A 19,498-nucleotide genomic window follows, 5' to 3' on the forward strand; every position below is an offset into this window, starting at 1 on the left:
TTCCTATTTAAAAAATCAGCAGCCGTCGCGCCGCAGGCACTCGCGGCCCGCCGCGGACTCAGCGCGGCGCCGTGTGGGCAACGGGTGAATGAGTGTGGGCAAGGTGGGGGCAACCCGCCGGGGCAGCAGGTTGTCCCCGGCTTGTCCACACGCCCGCTTGCGGCATTCACGTGTTGTCCACACGGAGCCCGCCCGCGCCAAACCCGCAGCCAAGCCCCCTCCATCATCGAAGCTGATGCCGAGGGGGTTGGCCGATGCTCAACGACCGTCCCACTGAGGCAACGATGCCGATAGAAAAAAATGATAGATCGGAGGCAAATCGGACTTGCGTCAGAACAGAGTATCTACGAGGATGCCGCGCGACATCCGCTCGCGCACGTCGCGTGGCCGGAGGGACGATCCCACTACGAGGATGGACTGATAGAGCACCTTCCAGATGGGGATCAGGCACGGATCGAACCGGTTGCGCCGCTGGCGATCGCCGCCGGAAGCGGTGCGTCGCGTGGGAGGTGGCCCCTTCGTTCCCCTGACCTTTGCCCCCGGGGAAGCGTTCCAGTTCGACTGGAGCGAGGACGGGGTGGTGATTGGCGGTGGGCGCACCCAGTTGCAGGTCGCCCACTTCAAACTCGCCGACAGTCGCGCCTTCTTCCTGCGCGCCTATCTGCTGCAAACCCACGAGAGGCTGTTTGATGCCCACGCCCATGCCTTTCGCGTGCTGGGAGGCATTCCGCGGCGCGGCATCTACGACAACATGAAGACCGCCGTCGAGCGGGTCGGCAAAGGGAAAGCCCGGGACGTCAACCCGCGCTTTCAGGCGATAGCCAGCCACTACCTGTTCGAACCCGAGTTCTGTAACCCGGCGGCTGGTTGGGAGAAAGGCCAGATCGAGAAGTCCGGGCAGGACTCCCGTCCGTGTTTCTGGCAACAGGCCCCCGCGTTCCAGGATCTGGCCGGCGTGAATACCTGGTTGGAACAGCGCTGTCTGGAACTCTGGGCGGAGCTCCGGCATCCCGACCTGGCGGTCAGCGTGGCCGAAGTCTGGGCGGAGGAACGCCCGTCGCTGATGGCGGTGCCGGCGCCCTTCGACGGGTTTGTCGAACACCCCAAGCGGGTCTCCCCGACCTGCCTCATTCACTTCGAGTGCCATCGCTACCGTGTCCCCGCCGTCTTCGCCAATCGCCCGGTCAGTCTGCGTGTCTATGCCGAGCGGTTGGTCGTGGTGGCCGAAGGACAGGTCATCGCCGCGCACCCGCGCCTCATCGAGCGCCGTCACAAGAATGGCCGGACGTTCTACGACTGGCGGCATTACCTGGGCCTCCTGCAGCGCAAACCGGGCGCTTTACGCAACGGCGCCCCGTTTGCCGAACTCCCCGAGGCCTTCAAGCGCCTGCAGAGCGTGCGGCTCAAACGCCAGGGCGGGGACCGGGAGATGGTCGAGATCCTGTCCCTGGTGCGGCATCACGAGGAGTCCCTGGTCCTGAAGGCCGTGGAGATGGCCCTGGCCGCAGGCGCACCGTCCAAGCCGCACCTCCTCAATCTGCTGGGGCGCCTGGTGGAGTCACCCCCGCCAGGTCCGGTCAATCCTCCGGCGGCGTTGACGTTGACACTCACCCCCGAGTGCCTATTCCGCGCCCATTCGGCCACCCATTCCACGGGCATTCGGCCACTGATTCCACGCTGATTCGGCCACCCGTTCCACGGCGATCCGGCCACTGATTCCACGGCCATTCGGCCACCCCCGGGCAGGGGGCGACGCAGGACCACGATCCACTCGGATCGACCCTTTTTTCGAAGCAAGGGGTCGAGATGGAGCGTTTGTCCATGCGTAAGATTCGCGAGTATTTGCGCCTGCGGTTCGAGGCCGGTTTGTCGCACCGGCAGATCGCGGCGAGCCTGCAGGTGTCGCGCAGCAGCCTCGGGGAGTACGAGCGGCGGTTTGCCGCCTCTGGGCTGAGTTGGCCCTTGCCCGAGGCATTGAGCGATCGGGAGCTGGAGCGGCGGCTGTTTCCGCCGCCACCGGCGGTGGCGGCCGACACCCGCGTGGTGCCGGACTGGGCGGTGGTGCATCAAGAGCTGCGCCGCCCCGGTGTCACGCTGATGCTGCTGTGGGAGGAGTACCGGGCCGCCCATCCCGAGGGCTTCGGCTACAGCTGGTTCTGCAAGCGCTACGAGGGCTGGAGCGGGGCGCTCGACGTGGTGATGCGCCAGACCCACCGTGCCAGGGAGAAGCTGTTCGTCGACTACGCCGGGCACACGGTGGAGGTCGTCGATCCGGCCAGCGGGGAGATCCGCACCGCACAGATCTTCGTGGCGGTGCTCGGGGCTTCCAACTACACCTATGCCGAGGCGACCTGGTCGCAAGGTCTGTCCGACTGGATCGGCTCGCATGTGCGGGCCTTCGGCTACTTCGATGGGGTTCCAGCCATTCTGGTTCCGGACAATCTGCGCAGCGGCGTCAGCAAGGCACACCGCTACGAACCCGATTTCAATCCCACTTATCTGGAGCTGGCCAACCACGACGGTGTGGCCGTGGTGCCGGCACGGGTGCGCAAGCCGCGGGACAAGGCCAAGGCGGAGACCGGGGTGCAGATCGTCGAGCGCTGGATCCTGGCGGCCCTGCGCCACCAGACCTTCTTCAGCCTAAGCGCACTGAACACGGCGATCGCCGCCCTGCTGGAACGGCTCAATCAGCGACCCTTCAAGAAACTGCCCGGTTCGCGCCGCACGGCCTTCGAGACGATCGAGCATCCGGCGCTGCGCCCGCTGCCCCTGACCCCTTACGTCTACGCCACCTGGAAACGGGTACGGGTGAACATCGATTATCACGTCGAGGTCGACGGGCACTACTACTCGGTGCCCTACACCCTGGTGAAGCAGGCCCTGGACGTGCGCCTCACCGAGCACACGGTCGAGTGCTTCCACCAGCGCCAGCGCGTGGCCAGTCATGTGCGCTCCGCCCTGAAGGGCCGCCACACCACCGTGGCCGAGCACATGCCCAAGGCGCATCGGGAGTTCGCCGAGTGGACCCCGGAACGCCTCGTGCGCTGGGCCGAGAAGCGCGGACCGGCCACCGCCGGGGTCATCGCCCAGATCCTCGCCAACCGTGCGCATCCCCAGCAGGGCTTCCGCTCCTGTCTGGGGATCCTGCGTCTGGGCGAACGTTATGGTCACGACCGCCTGGAGGCCGCCTGTGCACGGGCGCTGCGTCTGAACGCCTGCCGCTACAAGAGCATCGAGTCGATCCTGCAACGCGGCCTCGACCGCCAAGCCCTCCCTGAACAGCAGCGCCTGGATCTGCCCGCCGCCCACGACCACCGGCGTGGTCCGGGCTATTTCCACTGACCGTCACACCTCAACAAAGGAACTACACCACCCCGCGCGGTCTGGATCGCGGCCTCATCACCCAACTGGCCACCGGCCAATGGATCCGCGAGGGCCTCAACGGCCTGATCCTCGGCCCGGCCGGCGTGGGGAAAACCTGGTTGGCGTGCGCCCTGGCGCAGCAGGCCTGCCGCCAGGGGTTCACCACCCGCTATCGGCGCGCCCCGCGCCTGTTCGAGGAGCTGCGCCTCGCCCATACCGACGGCGGCTTCCCCAAGCTCATGCGCCGCTTCGCCAACACCGATTTGCTGCTGCTGGACGACTGGGGACTGATGGGGCTCGAGGCCGAGGCCCGGCGCGATCTGCTCGAACGGCTCGACGACCGCCACAGCCGGCGCGCCACGCTCATCACCAGCCAACTACCGGTCGAGCATTGGCACGACTTGATCGGCGAACCAAACATCGCAGGATGCCCCACTCCTTGATCGAGTGATCTCCCACGTCACGATCAACGATCCCACTCACCCATTGTTCGGACAGATCCTACCCGTCGTCCCGAAACCCTCTTCCAAAGGACCTGCTTTCCTGCTCGTGAGGCTACCCGACGGAGAGCATCGCTCTGTACTCCGATCCGCGACGGATCCCAATCGGCAAGCGTCTGCCGATGCCGTATCGAATCCGCTCTTGCCCGTCTCCGTCCGGACGCTCTTACCTCTAGCACACCACGTTGGCCGCTTCCTGCAGGCCGCAGAGGAGAGCTCGGATGAGACGCGATCAGACTTCACTCCTGCCCCGCACGATTCCCCCAAGTCCGCCAGCGGCTCGGCCCGCGACGGGATCCCCCAGTCTCTGGAACCGATTGGATCCGACACGCCGCCAGCAACTGGCGCAACTCTTGGCCACGCTGATCCGGCGTCTGCCGCCGATCAGCGCTCGCCCACCCGCGGAGACACCCGATGAATTCATTTGATGCACCGTCCAAAGTCACGACCACTCATCAGGCTAAGCCGGCCTATGTCTATATCCGGCAATCCTCACCGGGCCAGGTCACTCGCCATGCCGAGAGTACCGAACTGCAATATCGATTGGTCGAACGGGCGGTGGCCTTGGGTTGGCCCAGGGATCGGATTCAGGTCGTCGATGAGGATCTGGGCAAGAGCGGAACGTCCGCCGAGCAACGGAGCGGCTTTCAACACCTGATCGCCGAGATCGGGCTGGGCCAGGTGGGGCTGGTCCTCAGCCTCGACGCCTCGCGGTTGGCACGCAACAATAGCGACTGGTGCCGCTTGGTCGAATTGTGCTCTTTGTTCGGCACGCTGCTCGCCGATGGCGAGCAACTCTATGATCCGCGCCAGTATCACGACCGACTGCTCTTGGGGTTGTCGGGAATCATGAGCGAAGCCGAACTGCATCAACTGAAAATCCGGCTGCAGGCCGGGGAATACCAAAAGGCGGAACGCGGCGAGTTGCACCTGAGCTTGCCGGTCGGCCTGGAGCGCCTGCGCGAGGGGACCATCGTGTTGAATCCGGACGAAGAGGTTCAAGCCCGCTTGCGGCTGGTCTTTCAGAAGTTCGAGGAATTGGGCAGTGCCCGCGCGGTTCTGCGCGACTTGCACCGGACGAATCTGCCCCTGCCCACCCGTCCTCTGCGCGGCCCGGCCCCGCACGAGATTCTTTGGCAACCGGCCAGCGCTAGCCGTGTGCTGGCCATCTTGCATAATCCGGCCTATGCCGGCGCCTACGTCTATGGGCAGACAACCCGGGATCCGACGCGCCGTCAGCCGGGGCATCCCCAGAGTGGTCTGGTTCGCCGTCCCCTGGCGCACTGGCCGGTCTGCTTACCCGACGTCTATCCGGCTTACATCAGTTGGGAACGCTTTCTCGCGACCCAGCAGCAGTTGCAGGACAATCAGAACCGCTATCAAGCCGACCGGCATGGTGTCCCCCGCCAAGGTCAGGCCTTGTTGCAAGGCCTCATCCGCTGTGGCCGATGCGGTGCCCTCATGCAAGTGCGCTACTCTGGCCCGGACGGGCAATATCCGGTCTATCGCTGTGCGGTTGCCCGCCATGAGTACAACCGACCCCGCTGTCAGGAGGTCCGGGCTCTGGCCTTGGATGCGGAGATCGAACGGCATCTGCTCAAAGCGCTTGAGCCCGATCAATTGGCGCTGGCCCTGGCAACGCTCGAACAGTTCGAACAGGAAAACGCCGCCCTGCAACACCAGTGGCAACTGCGCTTGGAACATGCCCGCTACGACAGCGAACGGGCCTGGCGTCAATACAATGGGGTCGAGCCCGAGCATCGTCTGGTCGCGCGCACGCTGGAGCGCCAGTGGGAAGACAAGCTGCGGGTGCTGGAGGAGCTGGAGCACGCTCACCAGCGTTGGGCCTCCCAGCATGCAATCAACGTGACCGAGGCGGACCGCCAGGCCATTCTCGCGTTAGCCGAGGATGTGCCGCACCTCTGGCACGCCCCGACCACCACGCCAGCCGATCGGAAGCGACTGCTTCGGCTCGTGGTGCAAAGCGTGGTGGTCGATGCCAAGGCCGAGCCCGGCTGCATCCGCTACCGGATCGTTTGGCAAACCGGCGCCGCCAGCAACGATGTGGTCCGGCGTAATGTGCAAAGCTATCGGGAGTATCCGCGACGCGAGGAGCTTCAGTCCCGCGTGCAGATGCTCAGCGCCGTCCAGAAGACCGATGCCGACATCGCTGTGGCCCTCAATGCCGAAGGGTTCCAGACCGCGCGCGGACGCCTCTTCAGCGGCAAGTTGGTGTGGCTGTTGCGTCGCCAATGGCAGATACCGGCCATCGAAGAGAACGGTAACGAGCCCAATCCCCCACGCTGGACGGACGGGACGTATTCAGTGGAAGGCGTCGCCGAGGCGGTGGGCGTCACGGTGGGCACGGTGTACCACTGGGTGCGCCGGGGCCAGGTGGACGGACACCAGATGGCCAGGGGAATGCCTTGGAAAATTTTGCTCACACCCAACAAGATCGACGAATTGAAGTGCTACGTCCAGCGGGTACGGCGTACCAACCGATCCCAGAAGGAGGCAGTATGAAGACTTTGGCGATCCCACCCTGGCCGATGCCATCCTGGATCGCCTCGTGCCTAACGCCTATCGCCTCACCCTCAAGGGCGAGTCATTGCGCAAACGCCGACAGAAACCCTTGACGCCCGCCGGGGAGAACTTGTAACAACAGTAGACCTGCGTCGCTTCGCTCCGACGGCCCCGGCCGGATACCCGTGGAACGGGTGGCCGGATCGCCGTGGAATCCCCGGCCGGATGATTGGGGAAGCGGTGGCCGAATGGCGTGGAATAGGCAAGCAGCCCCGTTGATGATGAGCGCTCGTCCTTTCACAGGCTTCGATTTTCTGGCGGAACAGCGGGGCAGCGGGACAGGTGGTAGTGTTCACTCCGATGACTGTCCCGCCGTCCCAGTGGCTAAGCGGCGTCTCCCACCCACCGAACAGCAGCGGTTCTTGGAGTGGTCCCAAGGGTGGGGGCGATTCGTTATTGTCGCCTGCGCGGCGGCAAGAAGGCCGCGTGCTTGCTGGCCGTCGCCCGCGTACATCAAGCCGCGTGGCGGCTCGTCAAGGTGATCGGCTGGCAGATACAATCACCCAGCGTTGAGATCACTCAGCGATAAGTTTCTTGAATCAGTAAACATGTTGACATGTTTGTATGGCATCAAGAACACAGGCCAGCTTATCAAGGGGATGGTCCGCTTCCTGAGCGATCCCGATGGAAACGCCATCACCGTTCCTGCGACTGGAGAATGCCCCATGACCCGCACCACGCTCCTGGTCATCGCCTCATTGGTCCTCCTCGCGCTCCTGGTTCTCTCGGGTGTGCAGCCCTATGACCGTGCCACCTGGGTGCTGGAAGTCTTGCCGATTCTGATCGCCCTCCCGCTGCTGTGGGCGACCTACCAGGGATTCCCGCTGACCACCCTGGTCTATACCGGCATTTTTCTACACGCCCTGGTGTTGATGCTCGGTGGCGCTTACACCTACGCCCGTGTTCCCCTGGGTTTCCAGATCGCCGATCTCCTGGACCTCAGCCGCAACCCTTACGACAAAATCGGCCATTTCTTTCAGGGCTTCGTGCCCGCCCTCGTCACACGCGAAATTCTCCTGCGCGGGGCCTTTGTGCAAGGGAAGCTCATGCTCGCCTTCCTCGTGATCTGCGTCGTCTTGGCCATCAGTGCCAGCTATGAGCTAATTGAATGGGCTGTGGCCATCTGGCTCGGACAAGGCGCGGATGACTTCCTCGGCACGCAAGGTGATCCCTGGGACACGCAATCCGACATGTTTTTCGCCCTAATCGGTGCGGTCAGCGCGTTGGTACTGTTTTCACGCCTTCAGGATAGGCAACTCCAGTGAGGTTCCCCCGAAATTTAGTCTTCCAAGGGTGACGTAGACTGTCTGTCACACTGGAGACGATGAGGCAGAAGATCCCGAAGCAAGAGTACACCGCCGAGTTCAAGGAACAGGCGGTCAAGCGGGTCAAGGACGGCAAGAGCGTGAGCGCGGTGGCCAAGGAGATGGGTCTGGTCGAGCCGACCCTGCGCCACTGGGTGAAGGCGTTCGACGTCGGCACGCTCAACGGCGCGGGCGCCGTGAAAGTGACGCCGGAGGCGATGGAGCTGTCGCGTCTGCGCGCGGAGAACGCGCGGCTCAAACGCGAGGTCGAGATCTTAAAAAAAGCGACGGCGTACTTCGCGCGGGAGGCGCTGTGAAGTACGCCTGGATCGCTGCGCACCGCGACGGCTTCGCCCTGAACGAGCTGTGTGATGTCCTCGATGTGAGTGTCGGGGGCTACCGGGCCTGGCAGGGTGGCGGCACACCGGATCGCCAGGGGCTGACGGACGCACAGTGGCTGGCCCTGATCCGATCCATCCATGCCGAGCTCAAGGGCGCCTATGGCCGCCCGCAGATGATACGTGAGCGGCGCGCACGAGGCTTCTCTGCGAGCAAGGCACGGGTGGAGCGCCTGATGCGCGAGCACGGCATCCGGGGGCGCCACAAGCGCCGCTACAAGGCTACGACCGACTCCAAACACCGCCTGCCGGTGGCCGACAACCGGCTCGCGCGCGACTTCGCCCCGAGCGGCCCGAATCAGGTCTGGAGTGCCGACATCACCTACCTGTGGACGGATGAAGGCTGGCTGTACTTGGCCATCGTGCTGGACCTGTTCAACCGCGAGGTCGTGGGCTGGTCGCTGAAGCCGCGCCTGACGGCCGACCGCGTCGCCGACGCGCTGACCATGGGTTGGTTTCGACGCCAGCCGGCCCCGGGGCTGATCCACCATTCCGATCGGGGGAGCCAGTACGCGAGCCATGCGTTCCAGGAAAAGCTGGCGCAGTACGGCATGGTCTGCTCGATGAGCCGCAAGGGGAACTGCTGTGGACAACGCCCCGACCGAGAGCTGGTTCAACAGCTTCAAGAACGAGCGGGTCTTCGGGGAGCGCTTCGCCACCCGCGACGCCATGAAGGCCACCGCCTTCGAGTACATCGAGGTGTTCTACAATCGCAAGCGTCAGCAAGTCCCCGCGGTGCGCGTCGATCAGTGGGCCGTTGCCCAACCGCCTGAGGCCTGGAAACGGCTGTGCCTGAGCGGCGGTGAGAAAGGCCCGTTGGTTGCTGAATATCTGCATACCCGCGTGTGGATCTGGGACGACTCCCAAACCCACGCCCGATGCTGGCACTTATTGGTGCGCCGCGAGATCGGCGCCACAGAGATCTCTCACTATGGCCTGTCCAATGCCCCCGAGCGCACGCCCTGGGCGGAACTGGCGCGTGTCCAGGCTCAACGTTTCTTCATCGAGCACAGCTTTCGCGAGGCCAAGAGCGAATGCGGTCTCGCCGACTACCAGGTCCGCCGCTGGGATGCCGGGCACCACCACATGGCCTTGGTGATGCTGGCGACGCTGTTCCTGGCCAAGCAGAAGATTCACGGCCGTACCCAGTGGCCCATGCTCTCGTTCAACGACTTGGTCACGGCGCTTGCCCATCTCTTGCCCCGCCGCCAGCTCACCGCCGAAGACCTCGCGGCCATCATCGCCAAGCGCCATCAACGCCGTCAGCAGACCAAGGACTCACACGCTCGACGCACGGCCGTGGCGCTGGAATGAATCTGACAAAGTAGAACTAAAGGCGGTGGTTTTAACCTTGCTTCGGACAATAAAGTTTATGAACAGACTCTTAGCCATTAGCCATCCCGGTCTTGGAATCCAGCGACTTTCCAACCCTCGACGCCATGGATCAATTGGTAGGTACGAACAGCGCCTGCGTCTTTGGGGCCAAGGATTACCGTGGCAGCACGGCCGTTGTTGTTCTGCTCCACAACGACGAGGGTTTCGGCCTTTCCGTTGACGGTTATTTGGACTTCGACGCGGGATGGAGTCGAGGTGGGAGAGCCGACATGGAGTTTGCCACCCAGCCGGCGATGGGTTTCATCGAGAAAATGGATGTAGGCGACTTCGACGGGTGGGGCCGTATTTTCGTGGGAGGAGCCAACGGGTGAGCGGGGGATGGGGAGGCTCACGGCAATGGGCGGCCCGCTCCAGGGTGCCGTGCCGAGTTGTTTCCAGAGCATCAGACCACCGCCGCCAAGGGCCGTGATCAGGCTCAAGGACACGGCAAGAAGTCCGGCGCGGAAGCGCCGTGTCCCTGGAACGGGGTCGCTTGCCGGGGGAACACCTGGCGCGGCACCAGGCATGTCGGCAGGCGGCGCAATGCGCTCACCGCATTGGTCGCAAAACATACTGCCCGCCGTGAGCGTGGCTCCGCAGTTGGAACAGAAGACGGGTGAGGGAATTGACATGATCAGGAAACAGGTCTGCGCCAGTAAGTGAAGATTGAGGGCCGCATTGAGGATTGGACCCGCGTCGTTAAGCCAATGACCCACCGCAGTGACGGCAGAATCGGGCCGTCGCGGCCACGGGCTGCCGACAGGCGGGACAAAGCCGCTCCGGGGACAAGGGCGTGCCGCACTGACGGCAGAACTTCGCTTCGCGGGAATTCGTGGCACCACAACTCGCGCAGTGGCGGCCGGCGTCCGAGGTGAGCGGCGGTTCGCCGGGAGGCGGCGGGGTCACGGCGGGCCGTTCGACCACGGGGATTGCCAGCCCGGCGCGCTCGGCCGACATCCAGTCCGCCAGCGTTTCGTTCCAGACCAGCGTCTGGGCTGTAATCGCGCCCCTCTGGCCAAGCGCATGCATGGTCTCGTCATCGACGGGACCCTTCCGTTCGATCCCGCTGAGGTAGTACCAACGAGTGGACCTGCGGTCCGCAGGAGGCGCGGCAGGCGGCGGAGGAGGAGCGCTGGCGGAGGAACCAGTCGATGGCGCAATCCGTTCAAGTTCCTGAACGACCCGCCCGATGGCGGTACCCCCTTGAGCGAACAGCCGAAGCTGATCCGGTGGATCAGTCCAGGTCAGACCATCGACACCGGCGAGTTCGACCGCAAGCTCCCGCTCTCCATCGACCAGGCGCAGTTTCCAGCCCCCCTGGCTGCGTGCGAGATAAAACCGCCCGGCCGCCGCCTGGGGAGACCGCATCTCCCACTCGCCCTCGAAGGCGACCCGCTGGTCATTGCATCGCAGCGTAAAGCTTTGCCCGCCATCCGCGTCTTCCACCATCAGCAAGCGAACACCGCCTGGCAGCGATTGCAGGGCGCCATGCCACGTGCCATCGATCGGGATATCTTGCACGGGCGGCGTTCCCGCCAGGGCGATCAAGGCGGTGACGCCGTTTCCCAGGGCGCCGGCATGATTCGCGGCGGGAGCCTCGCCGGTACAGACTCGCTGCAGGGCCTGTCCCAGGGCCGCCATGCGCGCGCCTTGCTGCCCGGCGAGGATAAAGGTCGTGCCTGGCGGGAGCGGGTCCGGGGAAGAGGAGGAGGAGGATGGTCTCATGATGGCACTCACCAGGGTTCGACGGCTTCCACCGGCGGCAGTCCGCCGGCCGGCGACGAGCAGCAGACTTCGCGCTGAGTCTTCAGCCAGTCATTTCGATACTTATGGTAGCCGATGAGGTCGTCGTCCTCGAAGAAGGCGAGTTCCGCCCACAACGTCGGCCAGAAATAGGCCGTGCCGATCGCTCCAAGGGCGCCAAACACGCCCACCGTATGCGTGGGATTGAACGGGATATTCTTGATCTTCGAATAGATATAACTGCGGAACAGAGCCAGCACCGACGGCGCGTACTGGGCGCACGTCGCCGCCAGCCCCTGTCCCACGAAGAGCAGGACGAGCGCCCCCGCCGAGATCAGGAAGGTGATTGAGCCGACGAGCTTCACGCGTTCCTCGGTCAGGGAGAGCACGACCTGATCGTCAAATGCCTGGTTCCACCAGGGATCGATGAACTTGGCCTCGGCCCAGGGGTCGTTCCCGCTGAGGTTGAAGCCGAAGAAGTCATGCAGATGGTTGAATGTGTATTCCCCAAGCTCGATGCCATTCATCTTCAGGGAGGTCTCGATCCCATAGCCTCCATAGCCATAGCGACGCTCCATCGCCCAGTGCAGAAGACGGCGCGCCAGCTCGCCGCAGACATAGGCATTCCATTCGGGCGGCGCCGGGTAGCCCAGCTTCTCGGCCAGCATGGAGCGAAAGTTGTAGAGAAGGCCGAGCGTCGAGTCCGGCCAGAGGTAATCGGCCGCGCGGCCGAGGGCCGAGCGATGCTGGAACTCGGGATTGGTCAGACGTAACGAAGGGGCCTTGTCCTCCAGGTCGCGCAGGAAGCTAAGCACATTGCTACCGACGCTGACCGTGAAGACCGTAGCCTCGGCGCACGACGCGATCCGGCACTTCACGCGAAACTCTGCGCTCCCGATGTTGGCGAAGGTCAGGCCCGAATACTCCAGTACCCAGGCGCTCTCGCCATCCGCGTTCACCGTCTGGGTCGGGGCGGCCTGAATCGACAGGGCCGGAGTCCCGCCGGCGGAGGAAACCGCGAGCTCCAGATCCAGTCCTTCCAGCGCCGCCAACCAGGGCGCACGCGCCAGGCGCACCCCGGTGATCGCGCCAGCCTCCGAGGTGCCGCGTTTCCTGCCCGGCACCACCCAGAGTCTCAGATACAGGGGACAGGGCCTGACGCGGATGGCAATGGGATCCCCCAGCGAGGATTTGTGCTGGCTGCCTGTCTTGGCGTACTCCCCCTGCGCCTGGAGCATGAGCGGCAGCTTCACTTCCCTGGTGTGCAGGATCGGCCGGCGGGACCGGATCCTATAACGGAGCTTGCCGGGCTCCCTGAAATCGGGGTCGGGCTTCAGCTCATACAGGTGTCGGGCATCCGCCGCCAGATCGATCTTCACCGACTTGAGATCATAGCCATCGGCCACGCGGTCCGGATCCTCGCAGAGGCGCGAGCGCACGAAGAAGAGGATGCCGATGGTGTCCTCCCCATCCGCCGCGAATTCGCCTTCGTGAAGCTCGATGCCCCTGTATTCGCGCACCTCGTCCGCCACCACGTCGAAGAGATGCGCCAATTCCAGGAGCGGAGCCAGCCGCAGCCCCAGCTTCGCGCTGTACTCCTTCGCCGCAGATGCGCCAGCCGCCGGCGGCTCCCGGCACTTGAAGGTCAGGGTGATGATTCCGTCGCTCGCCAGCCAGTCCTCGGGAACCCTGGCGCCTGGCTTCATCCTGGCGTTGCACCGCCACGTCAGTTGATCCGCATCCGTGACGAGCGGCGACAGTTCGATGAAATCAGGTACGAACGCCGGTGTCTCCCACTGAGGCGTGAACCCAGGCCGGATCGGCTCGCTGCTCTCCGGGGCGTGAAAAAAGACCACCAGTTCATGGAAGGTCCAGGAGTCGCCTGCGGCGTTCGGCCGGGCCTCGAAGACCGGATAGTCGCGTCTCGCGCCGGGCGCCTGGGTCGCGTGGATCATCTCGGCCGAGAGTGAGAGTCCAAGCTCGACCTGGAGCGTCACCGGGATGGCGAACTGCCCCTGGCCCGCCGTCACCGTGACGGTGACCGAGGCCGGCATGCCGCTCTGGACCGGGGAGGGCATCGAGACGCGGGCGCAGCGCTGCTGATGCAGGGTGCCCAGATCCTCGATCGTCAGGCCCGGCACGCCGAGACTCGCGGGAAAGAGGACCGTCGCATCGCCTGGCGGGAAGGGTGCGCCGTCCTTGGTGCAGTAAGCGTAGATGTAGACGACCCCGGCATCGCCCTCGCGCACCCGGGTGCCTGGTCTGCCCTGCGCATCGAGCGTATGCACATGTACGCTGAAGTTGCGCTGCTCGGGCGTCTCGTCCTCTTCCACCGGCGTCGGACTCTGGAAGATCGTGCGCGAGATCTCCACCCCGTTCACCAGAATCGACACCACCGCCGTCGCCGCACCGGCGATCACCTGGGCAAAGCCGTCGGTACGCAGGCAATCGTTCAGGTTGAAGATGTCGCGCAGGCAGTCGTCAGCCAGCACATCCGGCGCGAAGGTCCCAGCCAGTACCGCCGCCGAGAGCGCCCCCAGCCAGGCCAGGGACGAGAGGGTGCCTGACCCCTGACTGCCCCCCGGTCTGCCGGGCCGTGCCGGGTTGCGCAGCAGCGCATAGGACAGGAGCGTGCCCAGAATCAGGTTGGTATGCATCAACTCGTACTGTCTGTAGTTCAGCGCATAGAGCACGAAGGCCGAGGCGAAGGGCGCTACGACAGCCATGCCCACCAGCACGAGCTTCGGGATCCTCCGCCGGAAGCCTTGGACCGGCGCGAGCAGCTTGTCCAGGTATGGACGGAGGAGGGTGATGGCCACTGGAAGCGCCGGCATCAGCATGAGGGTGGTCAAGTCCACCCCTTCCCGGACCCCGCGGATGCTCGAATAAAGAAACCACAGACAGCCGGAAAGGATGCCGCCCCCGATGGCGAGCAGATCCCACCAACCCTGGGTGCGCTCGGCGATGGGACGTTTGCTCTCCCGCAGGAAGCCGGCCGGCGTGATGAATCGATCCAGGAAGCGCCGGCCGGCGCCGGCGCCTTGCTCGCCGGCAGAAGCGGCGCCGGTGTCCGGGGCGCGGCGACCGCCAGAAGCATCTGCCGCCGCCTCAGGCCGCGGGGCGGGCGGTGCCGGTTCGGCGCGCCCAGCCGACGGCGGCTGGCCCGACTCCCAGGCCGTCCCGTTCCACACCAGCCAAGTGCCCTGCCAGGAATCGATCTGCCACCAGCGGCCTTGCCCATCCTGGACACGCAGGGCATTGACGGCTTCGACAAAGGCTTCCTGCCCGATCCGCCCGGCAGTCCGCTGCGCCGCCAGTTCGCGAAACCGCGCTTCGACTTCGAAGAAATTCATTATCTTTCCCCTAAACTGCGTCCAAGCGAGACCGGGTTGAGCGGCCAAGGTGGCTATCCGGTCAAATGCCGCGTTTCACCCTGAGTTCGGTTTCATTCCGGAATAGCCCTCGATACGTGTGATGCCATGGGTCGTGCCCAGCCAAAAGGTGTCGGATGGGTACTCCAGCACCGACTTGACCTCCGGTCCCGAGAGGCCCGAAGCGGTGTCCAGGATCACCACCCCCTGCGCGTCGCGGACCCCCACGCCGTCGTATTCCGAGCCGAACCACAGGCGCCCACGACTATCCTCGTAGACCGAGCGCACCTTGTCGCCTGCCAGCCCCTCACGCCGCCCCACGATCCGCCAGCCGTCAGGTTCGATGGCCAGAGCCGCGCCCTGGCCGGCAAAGCCGGTGCCCACCCAGAGCGTACCCTGGCGATCCTCAAGGATCGCGTTCACCGATTGATGGGGGAGTCCGTCCGCCAGCCTGTAGCGATGCCAGCCGTCCTTGCCCACCGCCACCAGCCCGGCACTGCGCGGGGAGGAGTCGCCCAGCCACAGTGTGCCCGTCCGGTCCATCCAGATGGCGTCCACTGGGCCGAGGCTGAATCCGGCCGGCGGCGTTACGGACTCGAAGTGGCCATCGATCCAGCGCACCAGACCCCGCTCGTGCCCCACCCACAGGGTACCGGATCGGTCACGGTGCAGCGACAGCACCCGGCCAGGCACACGGCCATCAGGGATGTCGAAGTTCTCCAGCGTCCCGGGGCGCCAGCGGCTGACGCCGACTTCGTGGGCAATCCAGACGCTGCCATCGGGCTCCGCTCGCAATGCCGAGACGAAGCGCAGGGACGTGAGCTCGGCGGGCAGCGGTTGCGCCTCGCCGCCAACGGAGAACAGCGCCAGTCCTTCTGCGCCGCCGGCCCAGATCCGATCGCCGACCCGCGCCAGACTGGCGACGTCGGCCGGTGCCTGGATGATCGACCAGCCTGCCGGCAAGTGCGCGAGACGGTCCATGGCCAAGGCCTGGAGCACGCCATAGGTGACTCCCATCAAGAGTCCCGCGCCAAGCAGCAGTTGCAGCGCCCCCGCCAGCACTGGCCGCAGACGAATCAGCATGGCGGCCCGCCCGAGAGATCATCCAGGCGGCCATTGCGCAGCCACACCAGCCGATCCGCCAGTTTGACCGCCTCCTCGCGCTGATGGGTCACCAGCACCAGGGTGGTGCCACGGGCGCGGCGCTCGGCGGCGATCAGATCGAGCATGGCCGCCGCCAGTTCCGGATTCAGATTCACCGTCGGCTCATCGAGCAGCAGGATCGGACGCCGGGGCGCCAGCGCCCGTGCCAGGGCCACGCGCCTGGCCTCACCGCCGGAAAGCTCTGGGGGGTAGCGATGTTCCAGCGCCTCCAGACCGATCGCCGCCAGCAGTGCGTTCAGGCGCGCCCGCCGCTCGACCCTGGGCAGATGCCCGATGCCGAAGGTGATGTTGTCCCCCACGGTCAGATGAGGCCACAGGTTCGCGCTCTGGAAGACGAAGCCGGCTCCGCGGGCGTGCGGCGGAACAGACCCGACATCCTGGCCGTTGAGAGAAACGCGCCCCGCCATCGGCTCCGCCAGGCCCACGATCGCGCGCAGCAGGGTGGTTTTGCCGCTGCCGGAGGCGCCAAGCAAGGCCACTGACTCGCCGCGTGCGACGCGTAGATCCAGCCGATCCAATACTGTCGCTGTCCCGTAGCTTAGGGTGAGACCCTCGACCCGGATCATGATGGAATGGCCTTCCGCCAGCGCCAGGCCGGCATGGCGGCCAGAAACATGCCGAGCAAAGCCAGCGCGAACTGGGCCAGGCAGAGCCCCGCTGCCGCCGGCGTTCCGCCGTAGTGCAGATAGTTGTAGGTCTTGACGGTCAGGGTGTTGTGGCCGGGCGGCATCACCAGCACAGCGGCACCCAACTCGCCCAGGGCCAGAGCAAAGGACGCCCCGGCCACCAGAAGCATTCCCGGCCGGGCCAGGGGCAGTAGGGCGCGACGCCAAATGGCTCTCCAACCGTTGCCTGAAACCAGGGCCGCGTCGACCAGTCCGCTGTCGATGCGGCGAAACGCCACGGCCAGCAATCCGGCCGCCACGGGCGCGTAGCGCGCCACTTCGGCCGCCACGGTCATCCAGGGTGTGCCATAGACGGGCAAACGGTCGATGGACGCCCAGAAGACGATCAGCCCGACCCCGCTCAGGGCAGGCGGCACCGAGACTGGGACGAGGACCAACAGCCACAGCCACAGGGCGCGGCGGTTGGCCAGTTCCAGTGCCGGGATCAGGGCCAGCAGCAGGGCGAGCAGCGCAGCGGCAGCGCTGGTAGCGAAGCTGTACCCGATCTCGGGGCCGGCACCGTGAAGCGTTTGCAGGAGATAGTCCGGATCGGTCAGACCCGGCATCAGCCCCACCGCCGGGGCCGCGATGGCCAGCATTAGACTGGCCGCCGCCAGAGCCAGGATGCCCTGACCGAGGTTGGGAAGCTCACGCAGCAGTCGAGGCAATTCGTTGCCCACGGTCCGTTGACCCACTTGTCGCAAACTGGAAACGGCGATCGTCGCCGCAGCGCCGGCCAGCACAATCAGCGGCGCCGCGAGCAGCACGGCGTCGGCGCTGCGATAGCTCGCACTGAAGCCGACGAAGATTTCCAGGGCGTAAACATTGACGCCGAAGATGGACGGAATCGTGTAGTCCAGCAGCGAGAGCAGGAAAATCAGGGCCGCTGCACCCGCCAGTGCGGGTCGGGCCAGCGGTAGGACAATACGGGCCAGGACGCTGGTTGCCGAGCGATAGAGGCGGCCGGCTTGCAGCAGCTCGCCGTCGGCGGCCTGCAGGGCCGCCAGGGCAAAGCCCGTGGCGGCGGGGAGATAAGAGAGGGTTTCCGCCGCGCCGGCGATGAGCCACGGACCGCTGGACAGTCCTCCGACACCGAGCCAAGCAAAGGCGTGGCTCCACGCCAGTGCGTACACCGTGGGCGGGATGGCCAGCGTGGCGAGGAGTGGTCCAGTGCCGGCTCGGATCAGCGGTTCGCCGTGGCGCGCCAACCACAGGGCAGCGGCCGTTCCCAGCGCCATGGCGAGCACCGCCACACTGGCCGAGAAGAGGAGACTGGCTCCCAGGAGATCGGCGCGACGAGCGGACAGGAGATCGACACTCGCACCGGTACACGCGTCGAACAGCGCCGCCGCCAGCGGGCCGTAGACGAGAAACGCAAACGCCGCCCAACCGAGTGGGCGAAGCGGACCCATGTGGTGCAGTAGCGCGTCCATGTAAGAATCAGCGCAGGAAGATCGTTTCCAGGTCTCGCCGCGCCGCTTCCATCCGCCCCATGACGGCGTCCATGCCCACGGCCATGCCTTTCACTCGCACCGCACCAAAGCAGGTGGCAACGGGGCTTCCTGAGCGCAGCGGAATCTGACTCCAACCCGAGGCGATCATCTGCCGCTCGGCATCCGCGCCCACCAGAAAGTCGATCAGGCGCTGTCCCTCTTTCACATGGGGCGCACCGGCTACCAGGGCCACGGTGCCCGGAATGAGGAGCGTGCCTTGTCCATCCTGATCCGGGAACACGGCCGTCACGGGCGCACCGCGTTGGATGGCTTCGCAGGCATCGTCCGTATCCGTCAGGCCAGCGGTGAGCTGACCCGCAACCACTAGGTCGCGCACCACGGCGTTGCCGTCCACCACCCGCACGCCCTTGCGTTTGAGGCTCTCGAAGTACCCCCGCGCCCGCTCGGCGCCCCAGGCTTCGTAAAGCGCCGCCGCGTGGGTGGCCGAGGTGCCGAACAGCGGGTATGCGAGACCAATACGGGCGCCGGGTAAAGACCCGGTCGCCAGTTCCGCCAGCGACCTGGGCGGCGGCTGCCCGGCCAAGGCCGGCCGATTGATCAGAATCACCCGCGCCCGGCTGGCCAGACCGATCCAGTAACCATCTGGATCCAGGAATGGGGGCGGCAAGTCCTGAGCCGCCGGTGAACGGTAGGGCGCCAGCACGGCTTCGCGCTTCAGCGCCAGGGTCTGGGCGAACTCACCGTTCCAGAAAACATCCGCCTGTGGTCGTTCCCGCTCCGCTACGAGGCGATTCACCAACCCAGTGGTCTTGGCGGCCTCCACGTCGTAGACGGCCTTGACCTTGATGCCCGAGCGTTGCTCGAAAGAGCGCAGGATGGGCTCGGAGTGAATCTGGTCGACGGAGGTGTAGACGACCACACGGCGCTCCTCCCCGCCGCCTGAGCAGGCGGCCAAGGCGCACAAAACAAGCGAGGCGGCATGGCGCGCAATATTCATCGGGTGAGGCCGGAGCCCAGATCGAAGAGGAAAAAGGTCAGGTGCCGCGCCAGCATGACCATGGCCAGCGCAACGATGATCAGGGTGATCCCCGCCGTTACCGGACCGAGCCACGATTTGCGCGGGTAACCCGTACCGTAGCGGTGCTTGACGCACTCGATCTGCGCCCGAGCGCTGCTGATGAACCAAGCCAGCAGCAAACCCAGTCCGAGCCAGCCGAAAAAGGGTGGTACTGGCAACCACAGCACGAACCCATCCGTCACGCTGAGGGGAAATAATCTTGTCAGGAACGCCAGATCGAGGCCCAGCAGACCATACAGGAATGGCGGCATGATCAAGGAAAGGACGAATAGCGTCGCCATCGCGTAAACCCAGCGCATGGCCGCAACCGCCTTATCCGGCGCGCCCAGCGCTTGCCAGTTACGGGCCTGCAGGTACGCGCCGAAGGCCACGGAGAACAGCAGCGACAGGAGACCCGCCACCCTGGGACTCCAGAGGGCCGGCACGACGGCAGGCGGCTCAAAAGTCGCGACGGGGGGCGGCGGGGCGCGAGATGGGGCTGTTTCTGCGCGACCTAAGCTG

The 19,498-nt window shown here is 65.4% G+C and carries 13 protein-coding genes and 5 pseudogenes; 9 read left to right on the forward strand and 9 right to left on the reverse strand.

Annotated features, from left to right (window positions below):
• Positions 1-436 precede the first annotated feature (436 nt).
• The 9 genes and pseudogenes from istA (CKO27_RS22065) to CKO27_RS22105 form a co-directional block, all read left to right on the forward strand.
• Positions 437-1,681, forward strand: coding sequence for an IS21 family transposase (istA, locus tag CKO27_RS22065; RefSeq protein ID WP_338116164.1), 1,245 nt, complete (start codon positions 437-439; stop codon positions 1,679-1,681).
• A gap of 125 nt (positions 1,682-1,806) precedes the next feature.
• Complete coding sequence (istA, locus tag CKO27_RS22070; RefSeq protein WP_200377086.1) at positions 1,807-3,342, forward strand: IS21 family transposase; 1,536 nt, start codon at positions 1,807-1,809, stop codon at positions 3,340-3,342.
• A gap of 20 nt (positions 3,343-3,362) precedes the next feature.
• Positions 3,363-3,788 (forward strand): annotated as a pseudogene (locus CKO27_RS22075) (ATP-binding protein); the annotation flags it as partial.
• A gap of 22 nt (positions 3,789-3,810) precedes the next feature.
• Positions 3,811-4,035 (forward strand): annotated as a pseudogene (locus CKO27_RS25380) (DUF5372 family protein); the annotation flags it as partial.
• Positions 4,036-4,084: 49 nt separating this feature from the next.
• Positions 4,085-4,291: a hypothetical protein gene (locus tag CKO27_RS24755; protein WP_242471072.1), complete on the forward strand. Its 207-nt coding sequence runs from the start codon at positions 4,085-4,087 to the stop codon at positions 4,289-4,291.
• Positions 4,278-6,386, forward strand: a complete 2,109-nt coding sequence (locus CKO27_RS22085) for a recombinase family protein (protein WP_200377088.1) — start codon at positions 4,278-4,280, stop codon at positions 6,384-6,386. Before CKO27_RS24755 ends, CKO27_RS22085 begins: the two co-directional genes overlap by 14 nt.
• Positions 6,382-6,522 (forward strand): annotated as a pseudogene (locus tag CKO27_RS22090) (ATP-binding protein); the annotation flags it as partial. The gene CKO27_RS22085 and the pseudogene CKO27_RS22090, both read left to right, overlap by 5 nt.
• Positions 6,523-7,111: 589 nt before the next feature.
• Entirely contained in the window at positions 7,112-7,711 is a 600-nt protein-coding gene (locus CKO27_RS22095; RefSeq protein WP_200377089.1) for a DUF2238 domain-containing protein, read from the forward strand.
• 59 nt (positions 7,712-7,770) lie between these two features.
• A pseudogene (locus CKO27_RS22105) lies at positions 7,771-8,871 on the forward strand (IS3 family transposase); the annotation flags it as partial.
• Positions 8,872-9,539: 668 nt separating this feature from the next.
• Here the strand turns inward: CKO27_RS22105 and CKO27_RS24760 are convergent.
• The 9 genes and pseudogenes from CKO27_RS24760 to CKO27_RS22150 all read right to left on the reverse strand — a co-directional run.
• Entirely contained in the window at positions 9,540-9,962 is a 423-nt protein-coding gene (locus CKO27_RS24760) for a hypothetical protein (RefSeq protein ID WP_242471073.1), read from the reverse strand.
• 111 nt (positions 9,963-10,073) lie between these two features.
• Positions 10,074-10,154, reverse strand: a pseudogene (locus CKO27_RS25385) (zinc-ribbon domain-containing protein); the annotation flags it as partial.
• A 67-nt stretch (positions 10,155-10,221) separates the two neighbouring features.
• Entirely contained in the window at positions 10,222-11,247 is a 1,026-nt protein-coding gene (locus CKO27_RS22120; protein ID WP_200377094.1) for a zinc-ribbon domain-containing protein, read from the reverse strand.
• An 8-nt stretch (positions 11,248-11,255) separates the two neighbouring features.
• Positions 11,256-14,618, reverse strand: a complete 3,363-nt coding sequence (locus CKO27_RS22125) for a hypothetical protein (RefSeq protein WP_200377095.1) — start codon at positions 14,616-14,618, stop codon at positions 11,256-11,258.
• Positions 14,619-14,693: 75 nt separating this feature from the next.
• Positions 14,694-15,719 carry a ligand-binding sensor domain-containing protein gene (locus CKO27_RS22130; protein ID WP_200377096.1) on the reverse strand — a complete coding sequence of 342 codons (1,026 nt, stop codon included), beginning with the start codon at positions 15,717-15,719 and terminating at the stop codon, positions 14,694-14,696.
• Positions 15,713-16,366, reverse strand: a complete 654-nt coding sequence (locus CKO27_RS22135; RefSeq protein ID WP_200377097.1) for an ABC transporter ATP-binding protein — start codon at positions 16,364-16,366, stop codon at positions 15,713-15,715. Before CKO27_RS22135 ends, CKO27_RS22130 begins: the two co-directional genes overlap by 7 nt.
• The gene (locus CKO27_RS22140; protein WP_200377098.1) at positions 16,363-17,877 is read right to left on the reverse strand and encodes an ABC transporter permease; all 1,515 of its coding nucleotides are present in this window, start codon (positions 17,875-17,877) and stop codon (positions 16,363-16,365) included. Before CKO27_RS22140 ends, CKO27_RS22135 begins: the two co-directional genes overlap by 4 nt.
• Before the next feature lie 28 nt (positions 17,878-17,905).
• Positions 17,906-18,838, reverse strand: coding sequence for an extracellular solute-binding protein (locus CKO27_RS22145; RefSeq protein WP_207281041.1), 933 nt, complete (start codon positions 18,836-18,838; stop codon positions 17,906-17,908).
• Between the two features lie 74 nt (positions 18,839-18,912).
• The coding region (locus CKO27_RS22150; RefSeq protein WP_207281043.1) for a hypothetical protein at positions 18,913-19,498 on the reverse strand (586 nt) is incomplete at its 5' end.

Origin of the sequence: Thiocystis violacea (assembly GCF_016583575.1) — a bacterium.
In the GTDB taxonomy this organism is placed as follows: Bacteria; Pseudomonadota; Gammaproteobacteria; order Chromatiales; family Chromatiaceae; genus Thiocystis; species Thiocystis violacea.

Excerpts from the sequence above, each read along its gene's own strand:
- CKO27_RS24755 (WP_242471072.1), top strand. The coding sequence starts at position 4,085 with ATGAGACGCGATCAGACTTCACTCCTGCCCCGCACGATTCCCCCAAGT.
- CKO27_RS22140 (WP_200377098.1), bottom strand. The coding sequence starts at position 17,877 with ATGGGTCCGCTTCGCCCACTCGGTTGGGCGGCGTTTGCGTTTCTCGTC.
- CKO27_RS22135 (WP_200377097.1), bottom strand. The coding sequence starts at position 16,366 with ATGATCCGGGTCGAGGGTCTCACCCTAAGCTACGGGACAGCGACAGTA.
- CKO27_RS22095 (WP_200377089.1), top strand. The coding sequence starts at position 7,112 with ATGACCCGCACCACGCTCCTGGTCATCGCCTCATTGGTCCTCCTCGCG.
- CKO27_RS22125 (WP_200377095.1), bottom strand. The coding sequence starts at position 14,618 with ATGAATTTCTTCGAAGTCGAAGCGCGGTTTCGCGAACTGGCGGCGCAG.
- CKO27_RS22130 (WP_200377096.1), bottom strand. The coding sequence starts at position 15,719 with ATGCTGATTCGTCTGCGGCCAGTGCTGGCGGGGGCGCTGCAACTGCTG.
- istA (WP_338116164.1), top strand. The coding sequence starts at position 437 with ATGGGGATCAGGCACGGATCGAACCGGTTGCGCCGCTGGCGATCGCCG.
- CKO27_RS22120 (WP_200377094.1), bottom strand. The coding sequence starts at position 11,247 with ATGAGACCATCCTCCTCCTCCTCTTCCCCGGACCCGCTCCCGCCAGGC.
- istA (WP_200377086.1), top strand. The coding sequence starts at position 1,807 with ATGGAGCGTTTGTCCATGCGTAAGATTCGCGAGTATTTGCGCCTGCGG.
- CKO27_RS22085 (WP_200377088.1), top strand. The coding sequence starts at position 4,278 with ATGAATTCATTTGATGCACCGTCCAAAGTCACGACCACTCATCAGGCT.